Annotated in this window: 19 protein-coding genes and 1 pseudogene; 10 read left to right on the top strand and 10 right to left on the bottom strand. The window is 57.6% G+C overall.

The features are described 5' to 3' along the window. Nucleotides 1-484: pseudogene (locus FN060_RS15410) on the top strand (IS21 family transposase); the annotation flags it as partial. Next, nucleotides 474-1,286, top strand: coding sequence for an IS21-like element helper ATPase IstB (gene istB / locus FN060_RS15415; protein WP_142588885.1), 813 nt, complete (start codon nucleotides 474-476; stop codon nucleotides 1,284-1,286). The pseudogene FN060_RS15410 and the gene istB, both read left to right, overlap by 11 nt. A gap of 208 nt (nucleotides 1,287-1,494) precedes the next feature. Here istB and FN060_RS15420 read toward each other — a convergent pair whose 3' ends face one another. The 8 genes from FN060_RS15420 to FN060_RS15450 form a co-directional block, all read right to left on the bottom strand. Further along, entirely contained in the window at nucleotides 1,495-2,775 is a 1,281-nt protein-coding gene (locus FN060_RS15420; RefSeq protein WP_142588886.1) for a M48 family metalloprotease, read from the bottom strand. Then, nucleotides 2,772-3,107 carry a Pepco domain-containing protein gene (locus FN060_RS15425; RefSeq protein WP_142588887.1) on the bottom strand — a complete coding sequence of 112 codons (336 nt, stop codon included), beginning with the start codon at nucleotides 3,105-3,107 and terminating at the stop codon, nucleotides 2,772-2,774. The genes FN060_RS15420 and FN060_RS15425 overlap by 4 nt, the downstream gene beginning before the upstream one ends. A gap of 62 nt (nucleotides 3,108-3,169) precedes the next feature. Further along, a complete protein-coding gene (locus FN060_RS23405) occupies nucleotides 3,170-3,292 on the bottom strand; it encodes a hypothetical protein (RefSeq protein WP_280514334.1) in 123 nt (40 codons plus the stop codon). A gap of 10 nt (nucleotides 3,293-3,302) precedes the next feature. Beyond that, nucleotides 3,303-4,481, bottom strand: coding sequence for a hypothetical protein (locus FN060_RS15430; RefSeq protein ID WP_142588888.1), 1,179 nt, complete (start codon nucleotides 4,479-4,481; stop codon nucleotides 3,303-3,305). Nucleotides 4,482-4,546: 65 nt separating this feature from the next. Further along, entirely contained in the window at nucleotides 4,547-5,389 is an 843-nt protein-coding gene (locus tag FN060_RS15435) for an HNH endonuclease (protein ID WP_142588889.1), read from the bottom strand. After that, nucleotides 5,389-6,924, bottom strand: coding sequence for an ATP-dependent nuclease (locus tag FN060_RS15440; protein WP_142588890.1), 1,536 nt, complete (start codon nucleotides 6,922-6,924; stop codon nucleotides 5,389-5,391). Before FN060_RS15440 ends, FN060_RS15435 begins: the two co-directional genes overlap by 1 nt. A gap of 166 nt (nucleotides 6,925-7,090) precedes the next feature. Then, nucleotides 7,091-8,839: a UvrD-helicase domain-containing protein gene (locus FN060_RS15445; RefSeq protein WP_142588891.1), complete on the bottom strand. Its 1,749-nt coding sequence runs from the start codon at nucleotides 8,837-8,839 to the stop codon at nucleotides 7,091-7,093. Continuing rightward, nucleotides 8,836-10,644: an ATP-dependent nuclease gene (locus FN060_RS15450; RefSeq protein WP_280514340.1), complete on the bottom strand. Its 1,809-nt coding sequence runs from the start codon at nucleotides 10,642-10,644 to the stop codon at nucleotides 8,836-8,838. Before FN060_RS15450 ends, FN060_RS15445 begins: the two co-directional genes overlap by 4 nt. 440 nt (nucleotides 10,645-11,084) lie before the next feature. Between FN060_RS15450 and FN060_RS15455 the strand changes: the two genes are divergently transcribed. Genes FN060_RS15455 through FN060_RS15470 form a run of 4 tightly spaced genes read left to right on the top strand, consistent with a single transcriptional unit; the run spans nucleotide 11,085 to nucleotide 14,801 of the window. Then, nucleotides 11,085-11,657, top strand: a complete 573-nt coding sequence (locus FN060_RS15455; protein WP_052642625.1) for a hypothetical protein — start codon at nucleotides 11,085-11,087, stop codon at nucleotides 11,655-11,657. Further along, entirely contained in the window at nucleotides 11,638-13,032 is a 1,395-nt protein-coding gene (locus FN060_RS15460) for a 7-cyano-7-deazaguanine synthase (RefSeq protein WP_244467743.1), read from the top strand. Before FN060_RS15455 ends, FN060_RS15460 begins: the two co-directional genes overlap by 20 nt. Continuing rightward, nucleotides 13,016-14,206 carry an XRE family transcriptional regulator gene (locus FN060_RS15465; protein ID WP_052642623.1) on the top strand — a complete coding sequence of 397 codons (1,191 nt, stop codon included), beginning with the start codon at nucleotides 13,016-13,018 and terminating at the stop codon, nucleotides 14,204-14,206. The genes FN060_RS15460 and FN060_RS15465 overlap by 17 nt, the downstream gene beginning before the upstream one ends. After that, the gene (locus FN060_RS15470) at nucleotides 14,181-14,801 is read left to right on the top strand and encodes a PIN domain-containing protein (RefSeq protein ID WP_052642622.1); all 621 of its coding nucleotides are present in this window, start codon (nucleotides 14,181-14,183) and stop codon (nucleotides 14,799-14,801) included. Before FN060_RS15465 ends, FN060_RS15470 begins: the two co-directional genes overlap by 26 nt. Nucleotides 14,802-14,861: 60 nt before the next feature. On the opposite strand, the gene FN060_RS15475 is transcribed toward FN060_RS15470, so the two are convergent. Continuing rightward, a complete protein-coding gene (locus FN060_RS15475) occupies nucleotides 14,862-16,028 on the bottom strand; it encodes an RHE_PE00001 family protein (protein ID WP_052642620.1) in 1,167 nt (388 codons plus the stop codon). 99 nt (nucleotides 16,029-16,127) lie between these two features. Between FN060_RS15475 and FN060_RS15480 the strand changes: the two genes are divergently transcribed. The 4 genes from FN060_RS15480 (at nucleotide 16,128) to FN060_RS15495 (ending at nucleotide 18,412) form a co-directional block, all read left to right on the top strand. Continuing rightward, nucleotides 16,128-16,454 (top strand): type II toxin-antitoxin system Phd/YefM family antitoxin, encoded by a 327-nt coding sequence (locus FN060_RS15480; protein WP_425312178.1) that lies wholly within the window; start codon nucleotides 16,128-16,130, stop codon nucleotides 16,452-16,454. Further along, a complete protein-coding gene (locus tag FN060_RS15485) occupies nucleotides 16,454-16,870 on the top strand; it encodes a type II toxin-antitoxin system VapC family toxin (RefSeq protein WP_052642616.1) in 417 nt (138 codons plus the stop codon). The genes FN060_RS15480 and FN060_RS15485 overlap by 1 nt, the downstream gene beginning before the upstream one ends. Beyond that, the gene (locus tag FN060_RS15490) at nucleotides 16,860-18,011 is read left to right on the top strand and encodes a site-specific integrase (protein ID WP_142588894.1); all 1,152 of its coding nucleotides are present in this window, start codon (nucleotides 16,860-16,862) and stop codon (nucleotides 18,009-18,011) included. Before FN060_RS15485 ends, FN060_RS15490 begins: the two co-directional genes overlap by 11 nt. A gap of 191 nt (nucleotides 18,012-18,202) precedes the next feature. Beyond that, nucleotides 18,203-18,412 carry a hypothetical protein gene (locus FN060_RS15495; protein ID WP_142588895.1) on the top strand — a complete coding sequence of 70 codons (210 nt, stop codon included), beginning with the start codon at nucleotides 18,203-18,205 and terminating at the stop codon, nucleotides 18,410-18,412. A 386-nt stretch (nucleotides 18,413-18,798) separates the two neighbouring features. Here the strand turns inward: FN060_RS15495 and repC are convergent, their stop codons facing one another. Beyond that, nucleotides 18,799-20,013, bottom strand: a complete 1,215-nt coding sequence (repC, locus tag FN060_RS15500; protein WP_142588896.1) for a plasmid replication protein RepC — start codon at nucleotides 20,011-20,013, stop codon at nucleotides 18,799-18,801. Nucleotides 20,014-20,104 lie beyond the last annotated feature (91 nt).

Here is a 20,104-nt window from a genome sequence, read left to right on the forward strand (position 1 = left end):
TCCGGATCGTGTCGTGGTCGCCGCAGAAGGCCAGATCGTCTGCGAGCACCGTCGCGTCATCGATCGTTCCCATGATCGGCCAGGACAGACCATCTATGACTGGCGACACTATCTGGCTGTTGTCCAGCGTAAGCCCGGCGCTCTTCGTAACGGTGCACCGTTTACCGAGCTTCCCGATGCATTCCGAACCTTGCAGCAATACCTGCTCAAGAAGCCGGGTGGCGACCGCGAGATGGTCGATATCCTGGCACTCGTCCTTCAGCACGACGAACAGGCCGTGCTGTCGGCCGTCGACATGGCGCTGAAGTCTGGCGTTCCGACCAAAACGCATGTGCTGAACCTGCTGCATCGCCTCGTCGACGGCAAATCCTTCACGCCGCCGACCCTTGACGCACCGCAGGCACTGACGCTCACCAATGAACCCAAGGCCAATGTCGAACGATACGATACCTTGAGAAAGACGGAGGTTCGCCATGCGTCATAATCCAGCAAGCGGCGCGATCGTCATCATGTTGCGGCAGTTGAAGATGCATGGCATGGCCCAGGCGGTCGGTGAACTCACCGAACAAGGATCGCCGGCGTTCGAGGCTGCCTTTCCGATCCTGTCGCAGCTTCTCAAGGCGGAGACTGCGGAGCGCGAGGTCCGATCGACGGCCTATCAGCTCAAGACAGCACGCTTTCCGGCCTACCGTGACCTGAATGGCTTCGACTTCGGCAGTAGCGAGGTCAACGAGGCGCTCGTGCAACAGCTTCATCGCTGTGACTTCCTCGATGACGCCAACAATATCGTTCTGGTCGGCGGTCCCGGCACGGGAAAGACGCACATCGCCACCGCGCTCGGCGTTCAGGCCATTGAGCATCACCACAAGCGGGTGCGGTTCTTCTCGACAGTCGAACTGGTCAACGCGCTCGAGCAAGAGAAGGCTCAAGGCAAGTCGGGGCAGATCGCTAATCGGCTCGTGCACTCCGATCTCGTCATTCTCGACGAGTTGGGATACCTGCCATTCAGTGCCTCAGGCGGCGCATTGCTCTTTCATCTGCTGAGCAGGCTTTATGAGCGCACCAGCGTCATCATCACCACCAACCTCAGCTTCAGTGAATGGGCAAGCGTCTTCGGCGACGCAAAGATGACCACCGCGCTACTCGACAGGCTCACCCACCACTGCCACATCCTGGAAACCGGAAACGACAGCTTCCGCTTCAAGAACAGCTCGGCCCATCAGCCCAAAACAACCAAGGAGAAACGCAGGAACTTGACCCCGACCAACAACACGAACGATACCTAAAGGCGGGTCAATTCTCGGTGGAAACGCCGGGTCAGCTCTCAGTGGAAATCAACAAACGATGGCGTATACGACCGCAATGAAGGCGCAAAGGGGTAGTAGCCTCGCTCTTGAGACGGATCTGAACCTGCGGCCCGTTAACCAGCTAAATCTACGGTGCTGAAAATACGAGATAAAGTCCTTGATCAATCGACAGTGAGAAGTCGGTGGCTCAAAACAGGTCTGGAAGTGCAGTCACCCTCTTGAATACCGAGTACAAAGGCTCTTCCAAGCCTTCGCAGGCGCGCCAGATCAGCTTTGCAACCTGCAAATTCTTAAAATCCATCGCGACTTCATCGCGCAAAGGTGCAGTTGCGTCGCAAACGTGCTGGAGAAGCGTCCAGCCTTCCGCCTGCTGCAACAGATCCATCGCTTCAGGCACAAACCGCGAATAGTCAGGGACCGCGCCAGCGGAACACATATGCGCCAGGGCGACAAGTTTATTGGCTCTCAATTCATCACGCCGAGCCGCGCCTTGTCGAAACTCTTCGGAGAACATCGAGTTTACCATTCCACTGAATACCGTTGCAAAGGCTTCAGCGGCGGAAAATGCATTCGATGCTTCGGGCAAACCCGTGTACCGGCGAAGCGTGTCGCGTAAATCTTGCACACGATCCCGTGCAGGCGGATGCGTCGTAAAGCTCACGCTCGCGGACGTCACCGTTTCTTCGTAACGCTCCCATTCACGGTGCAAAAGAAGGGAAAATTCCCAGCCTGCATATTGCATCGAGAGCTGATGACCGTCTCGAGGGCCCGGCCGTTTTCCAATTGCGAGGAACAGCGCAAGTCGATCAGCCGACAATTCCTCTCGCCAGTCCGCGGAAAGTCCGCCCAAGCCGACTTGTAGCTCTTTGAGAAAAGCGTCAGAACCTGGCGGCATATCAGCCAGAAGCCCGTGAGCGAGCTCGTGACAAATCAAAAAGATCTCCGCTTCCATGGCCAGCATTCCGGCCACGACTGCCTGATGCTCATCAATGTCAAAATCTTGAAACACGGTGGAGCTCCGTGTCGCCGAGTACCAAAAGAACGCTCGGTTCATCCGTAGAACCGACTCGTCGTACGGGACAGTAACGTCGCGCCCGTGTTGACCTGGCACTTGCCCATCCGAGAATGGTGCTGACCGCGCCGCAAGAAGCCTTGTGATCTTGTATAGAAAGGTGGGCATGCCAATGCTGACATTGACCTGATAGGGGACGCTCGACAGGTCAATTGATGCGAGGTCTGAACCTTCCGGCGATACTTCAAGGCGGAAAAACCTGTCGATCGACCTCCCGAAGCATTGATGGGTTCGCCGAAGGGCCTCCTTCCACGCCCGCGTGACCATGCCACGGGCGAGCTTGTCCGGGTCGAGCTTTCGTTTGCTATTGCGCGCACGCTCAACCCTTGTTGCAACCCAGGAGAGCGTGTCCGTTTCCTGTCGTCTCTTGATTCGCCCTGCTGAAGCTCGGGTCACTTGTCGACTGCCTTACGCTTCAGTTTGACCTTGATCCCGGCATGGCCACCTACTTCAAAACTTCCAATCAATGAGACTTTGCCTTTCGCATCGATCGAAAGGCTTAGCTCGATTTCATCCACCTGAAACGGTTGCATTTCCGGCGGCGGGGCCAGCAATCGGTTCCCGAACTTGTTGATCAGTTCGATCATATTCTCTTCGACCCGGGCACTGTCGAGTGAGACATGGGCGGTTTGCGCTACTGCGCTGCTGCCTGGTAGAGCACGGCGCACTCTCTCCTCGGCGGTAAGAGGAGTGTTGACCGTTACGATGACGTCGATATTGCCAGACATTTCCATTTCCTTGAGTAGTTGGGACGCTGATGGTCCCCTACATCGCCGTCAGCAATCCGCTGTCACTGATATTTTCCTGGGTGCCCTCTGGCCTCATCGAGGATCGCATCCATTTTGATAACAACCTGCATGTCTTCCGGCATGCCCATGCGAACCAGCTCCAGCCTGGACTTCTCATCCATCATCCGGAGGCCATTAGAGGCAAGGTCTCCATCCAGGACCTTCGAAGTTTCCGACGTCGCTCGCAGAATGGTCTCGATACCATTTTTGGTCATCCAGTGGTGACGCACACTCCATACCGATGCGCCCCAGCATATCTTCGGAGATCCACATGCCGCCACCGTCGTTGCCGAACTTGATGCTCAGCGGGTGGCTCGCCTCTTCAGGATCGAAACGACCTTCGAAACCAAGTTCTGCGACAATTTCCTCGAGAGTGATCATGTCCACGACAATCATGATCACGATCTCTCCACGTACAAATGCCCATAAGTGATCCGAATTCGCGATAGACAAGACTGGTGGTAAATAGGGCATCCAATTGCGCCGGCCGAAGGGATCGTTCCACACAAAGGCCCATGGTGCTCTCGCGTCACCAAAAGTTGCTACTGCCTTGGGTAAACTCTTATCGGACCTGAGCGCATAGTATTGTAGGCCGCTTTCGGGGCTTGCGGACCCAAAGCCAGCTGCCAACGATGAGCTGATGCATTCATTCAGCTGTTGGATGTACGCGACCTCGGGGTCCGTCAGAGCTTCCCGACGCAAATCCGGGTTGCCCCAAAGCCTGGTCGATCCATCTGTCTCGAAGAAGTTATGCAGGATATCGAGGCTGTCCTTCTGCCTCCGCGCACGCTCGTTTCGCGAAGGCGTGGCTTTGACCTCCATGAGAAAAGGATCACTGGCGCCCATAAGGCAAACATCGCCGTGGCGGATCGTATTTGTGAGATCAGTCAGAATTGCTGGCACATTGTGATCGAGAGCAGTGAACAAGAGACGTAACTCGTGCTCGAGGCCATCCTTGTCACTGAGGAAACCTGCGTCAGATTTCGGGCTTTTTTTCCCAGTCTGATAGTAGGTATGTTTTAAGGCGAACTTGTCGAGGTAAACGAAGGCAATCGCATCGCCGAAAGATCGCCAGACATAAGCGCAATATCTACAGCTCTCGATCCTTTTTTGCAGATAGGTTTGGCGTTTGTCATCGACTGAAGACCCCTTCAGTTCGGCTTTAAGTTTGCGGACACCGCGCTCAGTGCGGACGATCTCGTGCGCGAGAAGCACCTGCAAGCCTCTTAGCGATTTAAGATCGTCCTGATCCATCCTCAGGTTTGTCAGGAGCTTATGGGCAAGGAAAAAAGATCTCTTGCGATATCCGATCATTTTAAGACCCCAAGCTCGGTCGGAAGCGATACGCCGCTAGCGGAGATGAAATACGCAGCGTTGTCTCAAAGATCATCAATTCGCTCGAACCCTCCACCGCAGAACTCATCGCTCAACGAAAGCGACGTATACAAGGCACATTGCCAGCTGTTGCGGTTCCGACGCCAGCGGCTACGGGCTTCGCGCTCCATCTCATCCTGCAAACCTTCCGGCCCATCTGCATCGAACGTCTCCTGAAAGGATAATTTTTTGTCCACCAACTCGACAGCGGCATTGTCGCTGTAGAGCTGTCCCAGGTTAAGCTTCCTGAAATGGCGACGTGCCCTCGTCACGACCTCGAGGTCGACACCGTCCGGGTGCTGTACCGAATAGGTGACCGTGACGCCTTCCCCAATATTGAGCGAAGCCTGTATGAGAGAATGCTGGCTCCAATCGTCGAAATAGGGATGGAAGAGCCGCTGATTGGCATGCTGCGCCCGATAGGTCCCCTTCTCGTGATTGCAATCGAAGCAGCAAGGAACGAGGTTTGCGGGAAACACGGACAGCTCAGGATAATCGTCCTTCGACAGGTAGTGATCGAGCGTCTTGACGTCACGCTGTGCACAAAGAGGGCAACGACCGTATCGAGCCAATCCCTTTAAGCGGAGGTAAGTCGGTCGTTCTCCTCCCTTGACCAGCACGCGACCGTATATGCCGCTGAGCTCGGCGGCTTCGATATCAACGGGGTCGTCCGGAGCGAAGGCGTGAAGCGAATCTTGCTGAGCATGCTCGATATAGAGCGCGGCGCGCTCCTCGACCCAAGCGCGCTGGGCAAGTAACGCCGCCCTCTTTACGACCGATTTGGTGCGAGTAGCGCAGGCGGAGAATACGACGCCAGCATCGTCCTCAGGCAATGCGATGCTCAGCATTAGCGGCCCGTCCGAAGCATTGTTCTAGCCAACGCCCTGCCTTCTGCGCCCACCTTGTTACCGAACCGATCAAGGACTTCATCAATGTCTTCGGCATCGTTGACGATTCTGGCGATCAGATTGTGATGACCACTTTCCGTGACTTGCACACGGAATATCTCCCTTGTGAGGGCTCCAAGGTTTTCTGCAAAGGTTTCGATTTCCGGCCGCTCGATCTGTATCGAGCCTCCCGGCCGAAACATTAGGGATACGCAATCGGCCGGAACCTCCTGTGCAACAACCGGCGAGTGGGTCGCTAAAATAGCAACGCCGTTTCGTTTGATTAGCAGGTCAGAAAGAGCGCGGACAAATGCCATGACGAGCGGCGGGTGAAGATGGGCCTCTGGTTCATCAATAAGAACAAGGGTTCGCTCGCTGACGACCTCGGCTAACTGTGTGAGGGTCAACAAAACAATTTTGTGCCCGGAACTAGCTGTGTCGAAGAGCTCTCCCGCACGATCTTCAACCTCTTCGACCGGGAGATTTGCAAGGTCGGACAACTGTAGGGCTGCAAAAAGCGGGTCTGCCTCCAGCGTACGCATCGCTGCCTGCCACCGCGGTCTGCTTGCGCTCCTCAGGCAGCGCAAAGTGCTTCCAACGAAATCTTTCTGCAGGTCCGCTTCATTTTTGTTGGCAATTGCTTGTTCCTCACCACGGCGAACGCGCTTCTTGAGGCCGACGTAAGTGTATTCGATACCGCTTTTCGTTCCGGCCTTTAGGCTTCGCAGGCGACCGGCAGCCGATCGCTGGGGAGGTTCGAACTTGTCGAAGGCGCTGAACGCTACAGTCACAAGGTTTGCGAACTGATCCTTTGGTGCCGTCTCGTCCTCATCTTTGAAACGAAGCCGGCCGAGACGCTTGTCGCGGCCATTGCGCAAAAGCGCGCTGATCGAAGTCAGAAGACGCGTTTTGCCAACGCCGTTACGGCCGATCACAACATGAATGTTGGATGGCGGAAGGCTGTGGGGAGTGACCGAAATGCTCATCTTCTCGGTCGAGCCTGGAAACAGGTAGGTGAAATTGAAGGGGGTCAATTCCGGATTATGGTGAACTATGGAATCAAGCTTTGCAAAGCGCTTCTCGCCCACGCTCCTCATCAAGGACGTTCCATAGGCTTGCTCGTCGTCAACCGCCGCACGAATCACGGCGCTCCACACGACATCACGAAGATTGTTCAGGATGGCGAACCGAGCTTCTTCCTTTAACGCCAGCAGGTTCTCGTAATATTCTTGTCCCTGGCCAAGTGAGGCATAGTCTGGATCGAGTGTCTCAAACGCCTCATCCATCCGGGTATAGCCGCCGGTCATGCCGGCCTGCATAATTTTCACTTCACCCACATCGAAGCGCTCACCCTCTTCATCAAAGTAGATGAGTGAGCATTTGGTCTTAAAGCCGTAATCGTCCCAATTATCTCGAAGCAGGAACACCTCATCCTGGCCGCTGATGGTTTCGTACTTCTTTGCGCGCTCAGAATAAGGGATAACTGTAAAACGCATCAGAATTCACGGGCTTCCTGCAAATCATTATTGCCCATAGACTGCAGCTTCTGGTGGTGCTTGACAAGATCGCTGAACTACTGAGCACTAGCATTTTCCGTCAACGCGCCACGGTTCTAGTAGCATCAACGAATTCAAGGAGGCAGAAGTCTCATCCAAAGCCGGCTTATGCGATGAAGGGTGTCGGTCTGTTTCTCCAGTGGGACTGGTCGGATGCGACGAGTAGGATGCGCTTGGCCCGGGTCAGGCCAACATAGAACAATCGCCGAGATTCGTCATATGCCTCCTGCGTCGACGTCGAGAAATGCGGGATACTGCCATTATTCATACTGATCAGGGCAACACCATCAAATTCACGTCCCTTCGAATTGTGCAGCGTAATTAGCTTGAGCGCCTGCTCGGGATTGGCGAAAAGACCCATATCCGAAATGAGCAGATTCGGGAGATCGACATTGCTGGCCTGCATGTCAGACAACATCTCTTCGGCCGAATCGATCAGCGTTTGTTTGGCACTACCCGGCAACAGTTCCTCATTTTCGAGGTAGTGACCTGCCTCGTCGGCCATAGCGCGCAGCCAGGCGACGCCGCCGGGATGCTGGTCAGCAAGTCCACGAGCGAGATAGATCAGGCCGAGCGCCACACGGCGCCCCTGATAGCTGAACATGTCGTAGCGCGACTCTCCGGTGAGGTCGCCGATGAGCCGAAACAGAGCCCGCTCGACACCCGGGAGCCCAAGGTAGTTACCAGCCTCGGCGCATGCTCCGAGTTGCTCGGCGAGCCCGGCAAGCAGTCGCCGACGTCGATAGGGCCGTGCGCCCGGACCGAATACCGGCACGTCTAATTCTCGGAGGGCGCGGGCGACTGGGACGAGATGCGTCCACCATGGTGCAAGAATTGCTGCCTTGCCGAGCGGGATGCCGGCATCCTGCAGTGCGGGCAGAAAATAGTCGGTGATGGCATCAATCGGCCGGCTAACATGAACGTAGTTCACTTGCGCCGCGATCTGGGCAGCATGGCCCACCGACTGCATCGCGGGGACGGTCGGAATCAGTGTTGATGCAGTCTCGACAATCGCTAGCCCACATCGGAAGTTACCGGTCAAGGATGTGTCGCGGTGCGCGCCGATCTGATCTCCAAACTGATCCGCGAGCTCGGGACGAGCACCTGCGAAGCGCATGATCGACTGATTCTGGTCACCGACGAGAAAGAAGCGCGTGTGAAGGAAATCCTGGAGTGCTCCGAAGATGGCGATCTGGATGTCCGTGGTGTCCTGAAATTCGTCGATGAGCAGCCAAGCAAAGCGGCTCGCGATGCCGCGCCCGACGAACGGATGTTGTTCGAGAATCTTCCATGAATAATAGAGGATCATCGCGAAATCGAGGTATCCGTGGGCGCGGACCCGCTCCCAATAGAGCGCGGCAGATTCGTCAGTGACAATGCCTGTCTCGATCCCTTGGCCGCAGGGTCCGCCGTTCACGTCGATGCGAAGAGATTCATAATCCTCGAACACCTGCCCGACGGGCATGCGACCGAAAGCGTCCTCGACTGACGTTACGATCTGCTCAAACTGACTGTTCTCCCGGGAGAGCACCTGAAACGACGCCGGCACCTCGGGTAACAGCCAGCTATAGGGACGAAGAATGAACTGCAGGCAAAAAGCGTGGATCGTGGAGATTTCACAGCGGTCTGCGATCGCGTTATTGCCGTAGGCGCGCAATCTGGTCTCGATTTCGTCGACTGCAGCATTGGTGTAGGTGATACAGCCGATGAACTGTGGCGTACCGACAACCTGATCGGCCAGCGTCAGTAGCTTGGCGAGAATGACCCGCGTCTTGCCGCTTCCTGGGCACGCAGTGAGAAGCAGATTGCCGTCGTATTCGACGGCCTCGCGCTGTTCCGATGTCAGCCGGATCATTCGGTGAGCCACTCATACGCCTCCTCAATATAGGTCGGCAGATCGGTCGCGAGGTGAGCGTAGCGCGCAGCTATCTGCGCGAAACGCGCCTTACCAAAGCGTTTGGCGGTATTGAGCGTGATACGGCCAAGTTCGATGCGTAGCGCTGTCTCGTCGGCGGGGCTCAGTCCCCCGAGCGCAAGCGTTGCGAACCCTTGCTCCATCTGCGCAAGGATCTGCGGCGCGCCGAGAGCGCGGACGGTCTCGATCAGCATTGGCAGGCGTCCGAGCGATACCAACTCGCGTTCGAAGGTGGTGGCGCCCTCAAACGTGGATACAAAGTCGTTTTCTAGTGCCACCAAATCGGGCGCGTGGGTTTCCGGATCGAAGTCCTCGGCGTCGGACGGCTTCATGTCAGCATCGGCCACGATGGCGCATTTCTTCTCGAGCGATCCGGCGCGGAACAGTTTGGCATAGACGTCAAAGTGGACGCCATGAATCGCGATAACTGAGATGCCGAGCCGCTCAAGCCTCACGCCGTACACTTGCTCGATCATCGCCGGGATCAGGAACATCTCGGCTGGACCTTCGACCAGCATGACCTTGCGCGCATAGAGTAAGGCGCTCTTGGTTGCGTCGAGGTAGCGTTCGAGATCGGCAATTTCTGGCGCGGTCAGCGCGGCATTGAGCGCGAGATTGCCGGCAGCGATGGTCGCGTCCTCGCGCTTGGTGAGAGATACAATACTGCTCAGTGGAACCTGAGAGGTTACCTGGGTGCTGTGACTGGTCAGGATGGTCTGCACGTTGATCGCGCGTAGTGCCGCGATCAATGAGAACTGCAATTGAGGATGAAGATGCGCTTCTGGCTCCTCGATCAGTATCAATTGGCCGGCCGAGCGGTTGAGCGCGATCCGCCGCTGCAGGTATTCCATCAGGATCGCGATATAGAGAATGTTATTCATCCCAAGACCGTTGCGGCCAGGTTCGAACGAGGTGAGTGAAAGGTCCGATAGAATAATTTTGAGGTTGCGTATGATCGCGCGGAAGGTCGCTGCGGAGAGGCCGAGAGTGGCGTCCATCTCGAACGCGGGGCCAGAGACATCCTTGAACCGTGCGTCAATTGCCCCCGCTATTTCGGCAATAGTCGCCGAGTTCGCGATCGCCTGATTGGCCTCGTCGAGTATGGCGATTAGGGCATCCTGCTCGGCCGCATCAATCTCGAACGCCTCGATCAGACGGATGAGTGGCGACTGGCGGGGATTACGCAGGTCGCTCTCGACATCGCGGAGCGCAGGCAGATGAACAAGAAGGTAAGACTGCAGATCTGCAAAGCGCACCGACTCGCCGATCCCGTCGTCATCCCAGGCAATCTCCGTGAGGTCGATGGCAGGATCACCGCCACCGCGGATTTCCCACTGATAATCTTCGAGGGTCAGCGCCCCGGGTAAGATATCGCCACTTACAAGCTGCTCCCGGACAGCTGGCCGCGGACGGAAGCGGTAGAATATACGCGCGCGGTCCGCAGCCGTCTTCCAGGTACTAACTAGCGCCTCTTCATTCACACGTCCCTCGAACCCAGCCAGTTCAATTCCTATCAGAACCTGGCTGGGCTGGGCGATATCGATGGCGGAGTGGATGTCCTCGCGCATCAGCGCCCGGAAACTCGACGGCAGCATGTTATCTAGACAAATTTGGATTGCGCGAAGGATCGCGGTCTTGCCAGTATTGTTTTCTCCGATGATACAGCACAGATCATCCGCGACATTCACGTCGAGTGACGCGAATGTGCGAAAATTCTGGATCACTATTCGAGCTACTCGCATCATCCCCCCGGCTGTCGCGCGACCAAACACCGCGATTCATGGTTGTATCAAAGGGATGGTCAAGACAAGCGTGTGATCAATCTCGCACAGCCTCAGAGTAAGGGATCCTCTGCCTACCCCTTCAAAGGCGTTTATCGACCAAAGTTCGAAACGAAAGCCCTCGAGTCGGTGCCAGCTGTCCCCGCCAAGCTGTCCGCGACGCAGCGATGAGTACGTAACCATGTCCGTCAAATCTATTGCTGGCGATTCTATTCAATCCTCTGATAACGTGCTCCGCTTTCGATTTAAAGGAACTCGGAAGGCCCGGCGGCTCGGCTTATCGGCCTTAATGTTCGCCGCCATCTTTGCTGGCTCATGGATTGAATCCCCGATTGTCAGATTTTTCTTCTTGTAAATTGACTTTGTCAGCTTTGCAGTGAATATTGCCAACATTGGAGGCGATGATGACCGACGGACCTTTCCGAAATTCTGCGTTGAGCAATAAGTGGAAGCAGTATGGACGGGACCTCGTCAATGACGCGGCCTCGCTGGACGAGCGTGCTAAGCAGGCCTGTCACAGCGTTCTTAGTGCCATCGATATGAAGGCATTCGATCGGCTCTATCGTGAGCTGGATTCTCGTGCATCTCGTGACCAGATGGATCTGGATTCAGTAGCCGCGACGGAATCCATCTTCGACAACTACGAGCGCTCGTCTCTCAGCGACGCGCTCGAACGAAATCTACTCAGCAATCTCCGCGAAGGGATGTCGGAGAGAAAGTCACTCGATGCGGCCCTTGGAAGCGCTGTGAGTGAGCTTCTGGAGAACGCTGAGAATCGCATTCACGAGGAATGTCTTCGCGCCAGAGATGTTGGCGATATGAGCCCAGCGGATTTTGCAAAAGGCGTTCAACGCAATCGAGAAACCTTCGCGAGTATCGATGTTGGCGGCGTGTGTGCTGCTCTCGAAAATGGCAACAAGAACGCGTTCCGTCGGACCGCGCGCACGGATGTGAACGATGGACCGGATGAAGACTGAATCGCACTCTGAAGTCCATCATGAAAAACACCTTTTCGCTGTTGAGAAAGGCCGGGCAGCTCGACATCCGGAGTTGGATAAAGCTGTCGTTGCCGAGATAGGCAAACATATACAGTTCGTTCCAGATATTCTTGATACTTTTGACGTAAAAGGGTTTGCCGCCAAACACTATGACCTGATGGTCTTGGCAGCCGCGATCGAGTTCGCCGACCGCCGGTGGAGGCGACCGGCATCATGGCTGCGCAATCTGCATGTTACGATCCCTGTCATCGACCACGCATGTTGGTCGAGGCCTGAGGTGCAGTCGTCACTCCGAAGCGCCATGAACTTTCTGACCGGCGACAGCTGGCGTTTCACTTTTGTCAAAGCCGCGAACGCGTCCCCAGTCGGTTGGCGGCAGGTCCCGCTTATGTTTGAGCAGCCGAAGACTTTCGCGATCGCCTACAGCAACGGATTGGATTCGCGTGCAGTATCTGCGCTGAGCGGCCCGGCCTCCGAGGCACTATGTATCCGTGTTGCCAGCACTAAGCAGCGCCGGATGGATGGCGACAGCCACTTCACTCAGATTCCTTTCCGAGTGAAAGGCTTCAAGGGCAAGGAGAGTAGCTTCCGATCTCGTGGTTTCCAGTTCGCGGCAATGGCGACAATTGCTTCGCATCTTTCCAATATAAGCAGGATCATCGTGCCCGAGAGCGGACAAGGTGCTCTCGGACCGGTTCTCGTGCCGCTCTACAATATCTACACTGATTACCGGAATTTTCCGGCATTCTTCAGAAAGATGGAGCGGTTCACTCGGGCCTTGCTCGACTGCAGCATAAAATTCGAACAGCCACGCCTATGGTCGACCAAAGGTGAGACGATGAAGGCGTTCCTAGGTTTGCCAGGCAGGAAACACCAGCATTTGATCAATACCCGTTCGTGCTGGCAGACGCGCAGGATCGTCAATGCCGAGCACCGGCGGCAATGCGGTCTCTGCGCTGCCTGCCTTTTGCGCCGAATGAGTCTTCACGCCGCAGAAATCGTAGAGCCGAGTGACACCTATGTCGTCTCGGATCTATCCGCTTCGGAAGTTGATTCGGCGCTCGCGAGCATCACCGACGACGCTGATCGCGACATCATGGTTGAATACGGAAGCGTGGGGGCCCGCCATCTCGACCACCTCGCCACGATGTCCGCATTGGCAGATGCAGCGTTACGGCCATTCGCTTCACAGATTGCCGCCGCGACTGGTGAGGCCTATGAGCAAACTCTTCGAAACCTGAGAATAATGTTGATGACGCATGCCCAAGAATGGCGGACTTTCTTGTCCGCGCAAGGTGAAAAAAGCTTCTTGAACAGCTGGATGGGCGGAGGCCGCTATGACCGTTCTAAATGAGCTGAGCGCGCAAGAAATCGGTCGCCGGCTCCGGATTGCCCGTGAGAACGCCGATATTCGCCAAGATGACGCTGCGCAGTTCATCGGCGTCTCTCGACCGACGCTGGTCTCTATCGAGAAGGGCGTAAGGCGCGTTCGCATCCAAGAGATCCAGACCTTGGCTCGCCACTACGGCGTGTCGGTAAATGCACTGCTGCGACGCGAGGCCGTCCATACGGACCTGATGCCGCGGTTCCGCAAGCTGCGGAAGACGGAAGACGAACATACGCTAGAGGCAATACGGCTGCTCAACGAGCTCATTAAAGCAGACGTGGAGCTTGAAAACATTCTCGGTATACAGCGCCGCCGAAACTATCCTCCGGAACGGGGCGTCAACGAGGGTGACGCAGTCGCTTTAGGGGAATCCCATGCGAAAGAGCTTCGAGACTGGCTCGGCCTAGGATCGGGCCCGATCGCAGATATCTTTTCCATCGTGGAGCAGGGGCTTGGCATTCGCCTTTACCAGCGGCGCCTTTCTTCACGGTCTCGGGTAGCGGGTTTGTTCACTTACGATGAAAACGTGGGCGCTTGCATTCTTCTGAACGCAAACCATCCGCTGCCTCGTCGGGTTCAGACCCTGGCACACGAAACGGGGCATTTCTATGGGACGCGGCAAATTCCTGAGGTCCTAGAAGAGGATGAGAAATTTCTGTCGCGGGACGAGCGCTACGCAAATGCCTTCGGCCGCGCTTTCGTCACGCCGGCGGAGAGTTTTGGCGAGAGCTTTCGAGAACTGAAGGAGATCACTGGGAAGACGACGCGCCGCCTCGTCATCCTCCTTGCTGACCAATACGGGATTTCTCGCCAAGCCTGTGTTCTGCGTTTGGAAGAGCTGGGACTTGTGAAGAAGGGAACGTGGTCCTGGTTCGAAGATAACGGAGGTATCACGGATGAGCACGCACGAGAAGTGCTCGGAAGCGCCGCAGACCGGCGCGACGCCGGTAAGGCCGATGCAGATCGGTTGGTCTCACAACGAATGAGTTTGATGGCACATGCGGCTTGGAAGCGCGAGCTGATGTCTGAGGGGCAACTCGCCGAACTCCTGAAAATCACTAGGCTGCAGCTGCGCGAGATCGTCGACGAAATCGAGCTTGAGGAAAAAGAGACGGATGACCTACTCAAATTCCCTGAGTGACAATAACGTCCCCTTGGTTCTCGATACCAGCGTGCTGATCAACCTGCATGCCACCCGGTGCGGTGTAGATATCCTCACTTCGATTCCCAATCCGATCATCGTCGCGAACGTCGTAGCTGGCGAGCTTGAAAACGAGACGAGCCGTCGCAACGGCGAGGAGGCGTTCCTGGGTGCACTTTCTGCGGCTGGACACGTCTCATTGCTTGATCTCACGGATCAGGAATTTGAGATGTTCTTCGAACTCACTTCAGTTTCGCCTTCGCTCGATGACGGAGAAGCGGCGACGATCGCGCTCGCAAGCGCGAGAGGCCTCTTCCCGGTAATAGACGAGAAACGCGGCCGTACTCGTGCCAATGCGATCATGGGTGTCGAACCGGCATGGTCGCTCGATCTCGTTCTTCATCCGGTTACTGCTGATAGCCTGGGAGCTGAGGGTCACAGGGAGGCCCTATTCCGGGCACTGCGCGACGGTCGAATGCGCATTCCTCCAGAAAGCACGTCCCATGTTGTCAGTATCATAGGCATCGAAAATGCCGAATACTGCACCTGTCTGCCGGGTTACAAGCAGCTTTTCGCACGCCGCGATCAGCGGTAACAGCGTGTGGACCCGCTTGCTCCTTTAGCACAGCGCCGCGCGCAATCGCAGACAGGCTGGCTACATTACTCCCCACGCCCGAAACCTCCCCCTCCCGGTCATCTCCCTCAGCCCCAGCTCCAATACAATCCGCCGCGCCCCTTGCGGCGTCACCTCGAGCGTCTTTGCCACCATCCCGGCCGACACCAATGGCTTCGCCATGACGAGTTCCACTAGCTCGGGTAGTTTTGACGAGGCGCGGCGTCCCGCCAGCTTGCGCTCAAAAAGGGTTCGCGCCAGCGCCAGCCGGTCATGCTCCTTGAGTCCGATCTCGGCGGCCGCCAAAAACCCCTGGGCGATGGCCAGCAGCCGGGTTTCCCGGTTGCGATGGCGACGGCGATCGACGGGAATCGTTTTCAGGCCGAGGTTGATGGCGACTAGATGATTTTGCGTGGTCACACCACCCTGGCGCAGGATGGAGGCGGCCAGGAGCCGGCCCATCCAGGCGGCATGCTGCAGCACGCCGATCTCGTTCCAGGCGTCGAGCGCGACGATTGCCTGCAGCACCGCCGGAAAATCCTGCGCCTGGCGCAGCACGGCGCGCCATTCCTCCAGCCGCGCATCCTCATCCCAGTCGAGATCGTAGACGAGAGGGTCGCGTTCCCGGCCGGCGCCCGAGCCGGGAGCGCTTTTGGCGGGACCTGGCTTCCTGGCCTGTTCGATGGCGGCTTCGGAGCGGGCGAGCAGCGCGTCAATGGCGGCGAGCTCGGCATCCAGCACATCTTCGCCGGCCTCGCCGTTTTCCTCCCTGTCCTCCAGCCCCTCCCCTCCCCCGTCAACCACTTCACCCGCGGTGGGCTGGTCGGCCACGCCGGTGCCTCCCTCTCCCAAAGATGCCCCGGCCCACGGCCGGCGCAGGCCGCGCAGGCCTTCTTCCGACAAAGCCCAGGCGGGTGGGTGGTCGGCGATGCGCCGGCGGGTTCGTAAAACGTCGCGGGCGATCGTGAGTTCGTGGGTTGGGGTACGGATGTCTCGGAGAGCGTCGTGGAGGACGAGGTCTTCGAGATGGACGAGTTCGCCGTCGATCCAGAGGGAGGCGCAGGCGTCGGTGAAGTTTTGCCGTTCTAGGAAGCCTGGGCCGACGGGGGAGCGGGCGATGCGTTCGTCGAGACGGGCAAGGGCGCTGCTGGCGTCGGCGACGGGTTTCAGCAGGGTTGAGATGGGCAATTTGGCGAGGTCGTAAGGCATTGTTTTTATGGTAAACGATGTCTTAAACGAAAGCTACTGTGCGACAAGAGTTCTACACATGACATAAAGAAGCCCCACGCGGCTCGCATGCGATAAGTAATGCTTATCGGCGGTGAGGAGACCAACCGGTTGACCAACTGCGAGGGTGCGCGTATTTTTACGGGAAATCACTCCGAAAGGCGCGCGATGACCACGACGGTAAAAATCTCTGAAGCCAAAACCCATCTATCGGATCTGCTTGTTCGCGCGGAAGCTGGCGAAGATATTGTTATCGCGCGCGGCAACGACCCCATCATTCGCCTGGCGCGTATCGCCAAGGAAACCGATATGCAGTTGCTGCTGGCAGAGGTACGCGCCGCCCGACAGAAAGCTGCCGCCTCCACCCATGAGGAAATCCTCTCCTGGCGTGACGAGGGCCGTCGCTGATGGCGTTTGTTATTGACGCCTCGATGGCGGCTGCCTGGCTGTTGCCGGAGGAATATTCAGACGCCGCCGAAATCGTCATTGCGTCGATCAACGCCCCCTGCCCGGTGCCGTCGCTGTTCTTCTTCGAAATCCGCAACATTCTAACCATGGCCGAACGCCGCGGTCGCGTCTCTGCCGGCGGCGCGCTGGTCAACATGGAACGGGTTCGTCGCCTGCCGCTCGACGATGCCGGCATTGGCGGCGACAGTTTTGTCCTGCTGCTGGCTGCCAATCACGCACTCAGCGCCTATGACGCCGCCTATCTGGCGCTTGCCCTCAATCGAAACGTACCGCTGGCAACGCTTGATCGCAAGCTTGCCGCTGCCGCGCGCAAGGAAGGCATGACTGTGCTTGGACCCTTCGCCCATGGCGACTGATCGCCCGGGGAGGAGTGCGGTTGATCTCCGGGCAGAAAGCCTGGACACCATTGCCGCCGTGCTGCCGATGGAGCGGCGCGACGAACTCGCCGAGCTGCTCAGCGACCAGGACGTCGAGACACTCCGCCACCTCGTAAACCAGGGGATGGGCGAGAACACGCTCCGCGCGCTTGCCTCCGACCTGGCCTATCTGCAGGCCTGGTCGCTGGCGGCTAACGGATCCTCCCTGCCCTGGCCGGCACCGGAAGCCTTGCTGCTCAAGTTCGTCGCTCATCATCTTTGGGATCCGGAACGGCGTGTGATCGACCCGCAGCACGGGATGCCGGCGGATGTCGAGGACAGGCTACGCATGCAAGGGTTCCTGAGGTCGGCCGGGCCGCATGCGCCTGACACGGTGCGCCGTCGGCTCGCTACCTGGTCGACCCTGACCAAATGGCGCGGCCTTGAGGGCAGTTTCAGCTCCCCTGCCCTCAAATCCGCTCTTCGGCTCGCGATTCGCGCAACGCCACGGCCGAGGAAACGCAGAAGCGCCAAGGCTGTGACCGGTGATGTCCTGGCCAGGCTGCTGGCGACCTGCAGGACCAACAGCCTGCGCGACACACGCGATCGGGCGATCCTGATGGTCGCCTTTGCTTCCGGCGGCCGCCGTCGCAGCGAGATCGCCGGGATGCGCACGGAGCAGCTGACTGCGGAGGCGCCAATCATTTTGGAGGGCCGCCCTCCCCTTCCCTCGATTGCCATCCATCTTGGCCGGACCAAGACCAGTGGCGTGGAGAATGACGAGGTCGTCTACCTCACCGGTCGACCGGTGGAGGCACTGAACGCCTGGCTTGATGCCGCCCGGATCGAAAGCGGCAGTGTGTTTCGGGCGATTGATCGCTGGGGAAACCTCTCACTGCGAGCGCTCGATCCGAAGGCAATCAACGACATCGTCAAGCATCGCGCCGCTTTGGCTGGCCTGGAGCCAGCAGAGTTTTCTGCCCATGGATTGCGCTCCGGATTTCTGACCGAGGCGGCCAACCGCGGTATCCCGCTCCCCGAGGCGATGGAGCAGTCACGCCATCGTTCCGTGCAGCAGGCGTCGAGCTACTACAACAACGCTCACAGACGGACTGGACGCGCCGCGCGTCTTCTCGATTAACAGCCGCGGGACAAAGAGGGTCTCAATGCCACGTTCTGGCCTTGAGACCATTGAGAACGCGGAATACGTCGGCTTGCGCCCCCTGCGGTTCAGAGGGTGTCGACCACGGTAAAGACGCGCGAACGCACAACTCCTCGCGCAAAGAGACGATAACCGGCAATCATTGACGATCAGCTAAAGATTGGATTCCCATGGAAACCACCACGATCAGCAACCGCGCAGAATTCGCTCAATGGGCGATCGAACGTTCCCGTGCCATCGTCGCGGAGCAAGGGAGCAACCTGGCGCTGGCGGCACGCGACATGGATGAGGGGCAGATCGCTGAAACCGGTAATGCACTCGGACAGGTGATTGTCGACGCCCTGCTAGAGGTTTTCGATGGCTTGCTCGAGGAGGAGTAATCAGTCCGCTTGAACGTTGCCGCCTAGAACTCCGTTGCCGTTGGCGGAAGACCAGAGGCCCGGTAGGATTGGGTGCGAAGGAATTCTGAGTACCGCTGTTTCAGGTCCTGGATTGAAATCCGGCCCTCAATCCAGTCGTCAACGCTGGCGCGGAATATTGGACTGGTCTCAAACTGAAAACCTCGCTGAGCCCAACGATCGACAACGCGATCAAAGATTGCCCTGCGCTGTTCAGGCGTCATGCTGAACTCCCACCTCACCGGCCTCACGTCCGGATGAATACAGGATTCGCCTGGTCATCGCAGCAGCTAAATTAGCAGGTTGTACGGGTGCCCACGCGAAAAACATCCGGGGTGAGCTACGGGCCAAGGACAAGCAGATTGCGATCATGAGGCGCGTCTGACTTCGAGGCCTGCAGTCCGCAGCAATGCCATCAGCATCGGTCCGAGCGAGAACTCACCACGGCTCGCCTTACGGGTCAAGTCGCGCAGATAGCCGCCGGCCGAGTTGATCTGCCCCCCCTTCTCCAGGATGCAGGCCATCGCGGTCGCCGCATTCTCAGGCCCCATCACCTCGCAGGCTTCCTGATAGGCTGAAGGACTGACACCCAGCATTGATCGCACCACCACCGCCGCACTCATCATGTCGCGCCAGCTGGAGATCGCGCCGCCAGGTCCATAGGCGGAGATGTCCGGGCAAGCACGCAGGACCATACCCAAGGGAAAAGGCTTCAACGGCTCGGGTTCACGTCGCGGCTCTTCCTCAGGTTTTGCCCCCAGCTCATGTCCAGAGCTAGGTTCAAGTTCAGAAATAGAGTCGGGTTTTGAATTCTGTAAGTGCCGCTCACTTTGATAGGCATTGCCGCTCGTTTTTCGAACATTTGCCAGCTTTTCCAATCGGATGACGATGTTACTCCGTAGTTCCTCCATGCGGCCCAATGTTTCTGTCACCTGTTGCACACCCGAATTCCTCGGCAGCGAGGCCATGACGGCTCTGTAATCCTGGTGGATTGCATCCCAATTGCCAGGCGCACCCTCATCCAAAGCCGTCTCGATCAGCTTGACCACGTCGCGGCGGCAGATCGTCAACTGCTCACGAAGCCGCTGTAGTTGCAGGCGCTCCGCAATGACCTCGGCAGCCTTGAATTCTATCTCCTCTGCACGCGCCACAAGCGGTGCCAGCGAAAACCCGAAAGCCTCATCAAGTCTGCCTTCTCCGTCACGTCTTGCATACCGCTTGCCATTGGCGCTGTCCTTGCGGATCAGAAGCCCCGCGCTTACCAGCACAGCAAGGTGCCGCCGAAGCGTCGCCTCCGGCATGCCGTTCGCCCGCAGCGAGAGCTGGGCGTTCGAAGGGAAGACTATCAGTCCTTGCTCCTGACTCAGCTCCTGCTTGGGATAAAACGACAGGAGCGCATTCAAGACCGCCAGGGCGCGATCGGTGATGCCCAGCTTGCCTCGTGCCTCACACAGCGCCCTGTAAAGCTTCCACTTGTCGACGCAAGCGTCGTCCCTGACGTCCTTTGTCGCCACCTGCGCTGCCAGCATGGCAAGCGTCATCGGCCGCCGCCCAAAGGGCGTCGTCACACTTCCAACCTGCATTGTCTTTCACCTTTAGTTGGGCAAAAGAAATCCGCTCACCAAAACGGCGCCAAGACTCTTGACTGTGATTCGAGGAAGTGCGATTCTTGCT

It is taken from the genome of Pseudorhizobium halotolerans, from assembly GCF_902153235.2.
In the GTDB taxonomy this organism is placed as follows: domain Bacteria; phylum Pseudomonadota; class Alphaproteobacteria; order Rhizobiales; family Rhizobiaceae; genus Neorhizobium; species Neorhizobium flavum.

Bases quoted from the DNA above. Each gene is read 5' to 3' on its own strand.
- FN060_RS15435 (WP_142588889.1), bottom strand. From the start codon at position 5,389: ATGCTGAGCATCGCATTGCCTGAGGACGATGCTGGCGTCGTATTCTCC.
- FN060_RS15485 (WP_052642616.1), top strand. From the start codon at position 16,454: ATGGCGTTTGTTATTGACGCCTCGATGGCGGCTGCCTGGCTGTTGCCG.
- FN060_RS15490 (WP_142588894.1), top strand. From the start codon at position 16,860: ATGGCGACTGATCGCCCGGGGAGGAGTGCGGTTGATCTCCGGGCAGAA.
- FN060_RS15430 (WP_142588888.1), bottom strand. From the start codon at position 4,481: ATGATCGGATATCGCAAGAGATCTTTTTTCCTTGCCCATAAGCTCCTG.
- FN060_RS15440 (WP_142588890.1), bottom strand. From the start codon at position 6,924: ATGCGTTTTACAGTTATCCCTTATTCTGAGCGCGCAAAGAAGTACGAA.
- FN060_RS15495 (WP_142588895.1), top strand. From the start codon at position 18,203: ATGGAAACCACCACGATCAGCAACCGCGCAGAATTCGCTCAATGGGCG.
- FN060_RS15460 (WP_244467743.1), top strand. From the start codon at position 11,638: ATGGACCGGATGAAGACTGAATCGCACTCTGAAGTCCATCATGAAAAA.
- FN060_RS15480 (WP_425312178.1), top strand. From the start codon at position 16,128: ATGCTTATCGGCGGTGAGGAGACCAACCGGTTGACCAACTGCGAGGGT.
- FN060_RS15425 (WP_142588887.1), bottom strand. From the start codon at position 3,107: ATGTCTGGCAATATCGACGTCATCGTAACGGTCAACACTCCTCTTACC.
- FN060_RS15470 (WP_052642622.1), top strand. From the start codon at position 14,181: ATGACCTACTCAAATTCCCTGAGTGACAATAACGTCCCCTTGGTTCTC.
- FN060_RS23405 (WP_280514334.1), bottom strand. From the start codon at position 3,292: ATGATGGATGAGAAGTCCAGGCTGGAGCTGGTTCGCATGGGCATGCCG.
- FN060_RS15475 (WP_052642620.1), bottom strand. From the start codon at position 16,028: ATGCCTTACGACCTCGCCAAATTGCCCATCTCAACCCTGCTGAAACCC.
- repC (WP_142588896.1), bottom strand. From the start codon at position 20,013: ATGCAGGTTGGAAGTGTGACGACGCCCTTTGGGCGGCGGCCGATGACG.
- FN060_RS15450 (WP_280514340.1), bottom strand. From the start codon at position 10,644: ATGATGCGAGTAGCTCGAATAGTGATCCAGAATTTTCGCACATTCGCG.
- FN060_RS15455 (WP_052642625.1), top strand. From the start codon at position 11,085: ATGACCGACGGACCTTTCCGAAATTCTGCGTTGAGCAATAAGTGGAAG.
- FN060_RS15445 (WP_142588891.1), bottom strand. From the start codon at position 8,839: ATGATCCGGCTGACATCGGAACAGCGCGAGGCCGTCGAATACGACGGC.
- FN060_RS15465 (WP_052642623.1), top strand. From the start codon at position 13,016: ATGACCGTTCTAAATGAGCTGAGCGCGCAAGAAATCGGTCGCCGGCTC.
- istB (WP_142588885.1), top strand. From the start codon at position 474: ATGCGTCATAATCCAGCAAGCGGCGCGATCGTCATCATGTTGCGGCAG.